The organism is Legionella sp. km772, from assembly GCF_003989735.1.
GTDB lineage: Bacteria > Pseudomonadota > Gammaproteobacteria > Legionellales > Legionellaceae > Legionella.
In genome coordinates, this window is record NZ_RZGQ01000179.1 from 1 (window position 1) to 5,243 (window position 5,243).

Sequence of the window (5,243 nt, forward strand, 5' to 3'; positions counted from 1 at the left end):
GAAAATCAAATAATCACTATAAAGATCAAGCATATCCATTTAATTCCCTCCCTAAAATTAAGGGCGGAATTCTAATGCTTTTTAGTCAAACTACAAGTTTATGTGCGTAACATGAGTAAGGAGGTAGAATGTGGATTAGGTTCAGGAATACATGCGGCCTGAGTGAACGTACTAAAGAACAATAAATAAGCCAGTACTATACGACTTAAGCCATTCATCCTACACATCCTATAAACAATTAAATTTTAGGAGGAATAAATTCGTCATACACGCGGGCGCCCCCGGTACATATATTACGTATTAGAGTCTCTCTCTCAAAGGAATCACTTGGCTTGGATGAAAACAAGCCAGGCACCCATCCTGAACCCGCCTGCTTATTTTTGCCAAGCTGGTGCAAGGCATAAAAACCCAGGCCCAAAATTAAGGAAGAAGGCCCCACGCCTAAACGAGGTACAATTGGCATCATTGTTACATTAAAAAAAGCCACTACAGTAGTAGTTTTTTGAACATCAATGGGATTGATAGAATCTTTTCCTGGCATAACAGCTCCTTGCTAACTAATTCGCCTACAGAATATGTGAGTACATCCTAAATTTCAAATATTATGTTCTTAATGGCCATAATTAAATCTAAATCATTAAAATAATTACATTATATTGCTGCCTTTTTAATAATTCCCCCGTATACTCAACCCAAAAATGAGAAATGGATTTATTTTAAAAGGAGACACCTATGCCACTAAGATTATTAAAAGGTATACGACATTTTAAAAATAATCAGTTCAAAGAAAATGAGCAGGTTTATACTGCCTTAAGTAAAGGACAAGCTCCCGATGTATTGTTTTTTGGTTGTATCGATTCAAGAATTGATCACCGCTCAATTACGAACTCTCAACTTGGCGAACTTCTGGTAGCTCGAAATCCGGGTAATATTATTCCCCCCTATTCCGCTACCCCCTCAGGAGAGGCGTCAAGTAGTGAATTTGCCTTACAACATCTTGAGGTTAGCGAAATTATTGTATGTGGCCATTCTCATTGCGGCGCGATGAAAGGCTTAATGACGCCTGGTGTAGAAAAAATACTCCCCAATACCGCAGCTTGGCTTAGTCATGCCAAAGAAGCGTTGGATCATGTGCATCAACATCATCCTGACTTAAATGAAGATCCTTCTTTAAAATTGAAATCACTTACCCAGAACAATATACTCTTACAAATAGAGCATTTAAAAACACATCCCGCCGTTGCTAAGCGCTTAGCGGAAGGTAAATTAAAAATTCATGGCTGGTATTATGAGTTTGAAAAAGGCGAAATTTACATTTATAACTCCAAAAAAAATACTTTTGTTTCGTTTGAAGAAACAGTCGATGAACTAGCCCAAGAAAAATTAAAAGAACTGGTGGAAGAGGAAGCCTTAAATTACCTAAACGAGCTTACACCGCAAGAAAATTCTGACTATTATAAGCTTTTAAAACAGTTTGAGAAAATAAGTCCCGTTGCGGCACTATGGCCGCACATTAAAATGAAGGTGAGTAAAAAAGCAGAAGAAGAGCTTGGTGAGCTTTACCAAACCAGTAAGGGCACTTTAAGCATAGAATTTACTGAGTTATTAAACAAAGGCCCTTTAATTCCGGTTCGGACAGTGAGTAATAAATACCAAGAAATTGAGCGTTTATTTACTCAGGCTTTAGCCTATCAACCTGAAATTATATTAAGTCATAATCATAAAAAATTATTAGCTGCTGTCGCTCAGCTAAAGAGTCATACCCTTAAACAATTTGCTCAAGGTAATAAGCTTTATGATTTTTCCCAATGTATGTGTTTAGCCAAAAGCACTAAAGAATTAATCACCAAGCTAGAAAAAAATAAGGCAACGGCTGCGGATGTTGACGCTTATATAGATTTAAGTAAAACATTTAAACCCAGTGCAAGCACCCACCTTTTAAAAACGATATTGATTAGCATAGCGGCACTTGCTTTAGCTCTAATAAGTGGTTTCTTACTAGGAGGAGTGCCTGGAGCTGGAGCTGGGGTAATCGGGACTATTGCGGCATTAGGTTTTTGGACCCAGCGCTCTGATCCATTAGCTCAAATCAGTAAGACCGCGGAGAGAATGAGGCATGAAGCCAGTGAGGAGAGTTATAGCCTACTTAGGCCTTAGAGGCTCATCTCTAGAAAAATCAGGGTCAACAATCGCTTCTCTTAATTGAGCCTTCATGGCATTTTGTTGTTGTCTTAATTGATCTTTAGACTCTGCAAGCTTCATTTGTTGCTGAATTTTAACGTTATTCGTACTTAGCATTAATACATCCACAATGGCACGCGATACCGTGCCATTGAGTTGCTCTTTAAGGTCGACCAATTTTAATATTGCTTGATTATATTCTTTTTTTTCTATTAGTTTTATGACCTCTGGAAAGACCTCTTGCATAGCATCTAAATTTTTTGCTCCAGCACGAAAACGTGAAAAATATTGCCCATTTACCCGAGATTGATAACTGGCTAACACTCCATGTATCATTTCTAAAAGAGAGTTGTGCTCTGCTGAACCATGTTTACTGGCTCCAACCTCTAATTTAAATATTGCTGCCGGTAAGTGAGCTCTAATCACCTTCATGCTATGTGATTGGAAATTCCATTTCTCACAAGGGAAAACGAAGGTATTACCCACATATTTTTTTAAAGGTAAATCACTAACTAAATCGCTTGATAGACGATAATTGACAAAACGCGCTAATAAATGAGAGGAGGAATTAAGAATTTTATGGTGGGTGGTTTCTATGGGCGCAGAATTAAAAGTTCGTACCTGCACTAAAGGCTCATAAGCTAATCGTGGGTCAGTATTGTAGGCTTTGGTGGCCACATAAGTAGCTATATGTCCTCCTAAAGAATGTCCGGTTAAAATTATTTCCCGATCAGGGTATTTTTTACGCACATCATTATAAAAATTAAATGCATCATCGCGAAAAGACTTAGAGACCACACCAAAAAGACCTAAACGCAAATCTGAAAGCAGATCCCAGGTAGATTTAGTACCACGAAAGGCAATAATAATAGGTGCTTTTTTATCTTGAGGTTCGATACATACTGCGCCAAGTTCTGTCGTTCCTGTCCCTTTAGCGCTTTTAGGAGCTATTGCCCAGGTAAGCTCATAACCATGCCTTTTCAAAATATCAAAGGTTTCTTGATATTCTGGTTTTTCTGCAGGGTTAATTTGATTATTTGCTTTCACTCGATAAGGCGCTTGGGCTGCCGTGCTAATCAAATCAATAGTACAGCTGGATGCTAACTCCCTAGTTTTGCGTTTTGCCCGATGTCTTCCCATACTAAACTCAGCATACTTTGTTTCTTTAATTATAGTTAAAAAATACAGCTAGGAGTTATAAAAATGCACAAATCATGGGCTATACTTTTGCTCTTATTACTCGTTATGCTGTTGTACCTAGTCGATTTGTTCTTTCATCTCGGTTACATTCGATGGTTCATTTTTAATATCCTCTCTCCTGAGTTTTTCTTTTTAGTTTTCCTTTTTTTTTATGCCCCCTCCTACATAAAGACCCTTAAACTTATAACGCTCTTTGAAGCGAAAAAAGGGATAAAAATAACTGTTTTTTATTACCTTGATAAACTGCTCACTAGCCTCTTAGTCATTGCTTGTTCTTTTGTCCTGATAGTAAGTTTGTGCCTTCTCAGTTCTATGATGTTTGCTTACGCTTTATTTTACCCCAAATGGTGGTTGGTTGTTCTTATCCCCGCTTGTCTTCCGGAGTTATTTCGCCAACATTGCAAACTAAACAAACTGATGGGCACAGTGGAAATTTGATTAATTAATCAACAGAATCTATAGTTTGATTGAGTCTCTATGATGAGAGTAAAAATGATGTTACTGACCTTCCTTATTATTGTTGCCCTCCTTGTCTTATGGTTAGTTTCTCTTTATAACGGTCTAATCAAGCAAAAAAACCAAGTAGAAGAAGCTTGGAGTGGCATTGATGTTCAATTGAAACGACGTTATGACTTAATTCCTAATTTAATTGAAACGGTAAAAGGTTACACCACGCATGAAAGCGAGCTCATGCAGAAATTAACCGAACTACGGACTCTTATTGGTCAAACCACCAGTATTGCAGAAAAGGGCCAATTAAATAGTGCCTTATCATCGGGAATAGCCAACTTAATCGCAGTGGGCGAAAATTATCCGAATCTGAAAGCGAGTGAAAATTTTATCCAATTACAAAAAGATTTAAATGGCATTGAAGATCAGATTCAACTAGCAAGGCGTTACTATAATGGCTCGACAAGAGATTATAATACCTCCCTGCAGAGTATCCCTCAGGTTTTCATTGCTAATTATTTTCGTTTTGAACCTTTTGAATTTTTCCAAATAGAAAATAGCAAAGAGAGAGAACTGCCACGCGTTGACTTTACGAGCAAAGAAAGCTAACAAGGACCGTCAAAGTGAGTAAAATTATAGTTAGCCTTTTACTTTTCTTTAGCCAATTTATTGCACATGCAACCCCACCAGTTATTAATGACTATGATAGTACTATTGTTATTAATAAAAACAGCTCCATCGTTGTAAGGGAAACTATTAATGTCAGCACTGATGGTGTAGAAATTCAACATGGTATTTATCGCGACTTACCCACCCGCTATAAAACTATCCAAGGCTTCAACTATGATCTTGGTTTTAAGCTAATTAGCGTGCGAAGAGATAATCGTCCGGAAGAATATCATATTCAGCAGTTAAGTAATGGAATTAGAATTTATATTGGTAGTAGTAAGAGTTACCTTCCTCCTTCCACCTATACCTATGAAATCACTTATTCCATCAATGGAGCACTGGCATTTTTTGCCAATGACGATGAATTATATTGGAATGTTACCGGTAATGCCTGGGTTTTCCCAATTCTGAAAGCCTCTGCAACGGTACTATTGCCTCAAGAAACCAAAATAAGCAAAATGACGGCTTATACAGGAGCCCAGCAGGCCCGCGAAAAAAACTACCACCAAGCCCTATTACAGGCAAATGAAGCATTTTTTACCACTGAGCAAAAATTAGCTCCCAATCAAGGATTAACTATAGTGGTTGCTTGGCCTAAAGGAATAATTACGCCCCCCACTTTATTACTTACTCATGTTACGCACATAAACTTGTAGTTTGACTAAAAAGCATTAGAATTCCGCCCTTAATTTTAGGGAGGGAATTAAATGGATATGCTTGATCTTTATAGTGATTATTTGATT

Annotated in this window: 6 protein-coding genes; 4 read left to right on the top strand and 2 right to left on the bottom strand. The window is 37.6% G+C overall.

Annotation, left to right across the window (positions count from 1 at the left end; translation table 11 throughout):
- Positions 1–238: 238 nt before the first annotated feature.
- Entirely contained in the window at positions 239–541 is a 303-nt protein-coding gene (locus ELY15_RS13120; RefSeq protein WP_127100766.1) for a hypothetical protein, read from the bottom strand.
- Positions 542–732: 191 nt separating this feature from the next.
- Here ELY15_RS13120 and ELY15_RS13125 point away from each other — a divergent pair, with 191 nt between their 5' ends.
- On the top strand, positions 733–2,157 hold the full coding sequence (locus tag ELY15_RS13125; protein ID WP_127100768.1) for a carbonic anhydrase: 1,425 nt from the start codon (positions 733–735) through the stop codon (positions 2,155–2,157).
- On the opposite strand, the gene ELY15_RS13130 is transcribed toward ELY15_RS13125, so the two are convergent.
- Positions 2,143–3,321, bottom strand: coding sequence for an Mbeg1-like protein (locus ELY15_RS13130; RefSeq protein ID WP_127100770.1), 1,179 nt, complete (start codon positions 3,319–3,321; stop codon positions 2,143–2,145). The genes ELY15_RS13125 and ELY15_RS13130 overlap by 15 nt on opposite strands.
- Positions 3,322–3,384: 63 nt before the next feature.
- On the opposite strand from ELY15_RS13130, the gene ELY15_RS13135 reads away from it, so the two are divergent.
- The 3 genes from ELY15_RS13135 to ELY15_RS13145 are packed head-to-tail and all read left to right on the top strand — an operon-like array spanning position 3,385 to position 5,156.
- Positions 3,385–3,819 (top strand): hypothetical protein, encoded by a 435-nt coding sequence (locus tag ELY15_RS13135; RefSeq protein WP_127100772.1) that lies wholly within the window; start codon positions 3,385–3,387, stop codon positions 3,817–3,819.
- Positions 3,820–3,858: 39 nt separating this feature from the next.
- Positions 3,859–4,440 carry a LemA family protein gene (locus ELY15_RS13140; RefSeq protein ID WP_199744227.1) on the top strand — a complete coding sequence of 194 codons (582 nt, stop codon included), beginning with the start codon at positions 3,859–3,861 and terminating at the stop codon, positions 4,438–4,440.
- A gap of 14 nt (positions 4,441–4,454) precedes the next feature.
- The gene (locus ELY15_RS13145; protein ID WP_127100774.1) at positions 4,455–5,156 is read left to right on the top strand and encodes a DUF2207 domain-containing protein; all 702 of its coding nucleotides are present in this window, start codon (positions 4,455–4,457) and stop codon (positions 5,154–5,156) included.
- Positions 5,157–5,243: the final 87 nt, after the last annotated feature.

What these genes read in the sequence shown, in the direction of transcription:
- ELY15_RS13125 (WP_127100768.1), top strand. Translation starts at nt 733, where the DNA reads ATGCCACTAAGATTATTAAAAGGTATACGACATTTTAAAAATAATCAG.
- ELY15_RS13140 (WP_199744227.1), top strand. Translation starts at nt 3,859, where the DNA reads ATGATGAGAGTAAAAATGATGTTACTGACCTTCCTTATTATTGTTGCC.
- ELY15_RS13130 (WP_127100770.1), bottom strand. Translation starts at nt 3,321, where the DNA reads ATGGGAAGACATCGGGCAAAACGCAAAACTAGGGAGTTAGCATCCAGC.
- ELY15_RS13135 (WP_127100772.1), top strand. Translation starts at nt 3,385, where the DNA reads ATGCACAAATCATGGGCTATACTTTTGCTCTTATTACTCGTTATGCTG.
- ELY15_RS13120 (WP_127100766.1), bottom strand. Translation starts at nt 541, where the DNA reads ATGCCAGGAAAAGATTCTATCAATCCCATTGATGTTCAAAAAACTACT.